Here is a 406-nt window from a genome sequence, read left to right on the forward strand (position 1 = left end):
AGGACATGCTCGCGCCGCTTGGGGACTCTTCCCCAGACACGTGGGGCCGAACCGTCATGCGGCGCTATGAGGGGCGGATGGCCGAAGCGGAGGAACGACGTCCGAGGACGCTGCAAGAAACCGACTACCTCTTGGGCGTAAACGACGAGACCCGATTGGGCGCACTAAGGTACAAGGTTGATGACGAGTTCCAAGCGCGTGAGGGGATAGGCGTGCCCGCGTTGCTCAGTCTCGGAGATCTGCTCCAAGCATCTCAGCGTGTTCTTCGTGGGGAAGAGACCGCCGAAGACCTCAGAATGCTCTTCGTTCCAGTGTCAATGCTGGGTCAAATTTCCCCAAAAGTGCTGGACCAAATTTCCCCAGTTTGAGGTTTGGTGACCAGCCTTTTTTTAGGTCTAGTTCTCCT

The 406-nt window shown here is 57.1% G+C and carries 1 pseudogene; it reads left to right on the forward strand.

Going from position 1 to position 406, the window contains the following annotated elements:
• Positions 1–353, forward strand: a pseudogene (locus tag PPL9_RS08830) (type II toxin-antitoxin system HipA family toxin); the annotation flags it as partial.
• Positions 354–406: the final 53 nt, after the last annotated feature.

This window comes from Pseudovibrio sp. POLY-S9 (assembly GCF_001431305.1).
In the GTDB taxonomy this organism is placed as follows: Bacteria; Pseudomonadota; Alphaproteobacteria; order Rhizobiales; family Stappiaceae; genus Pseudovibrio.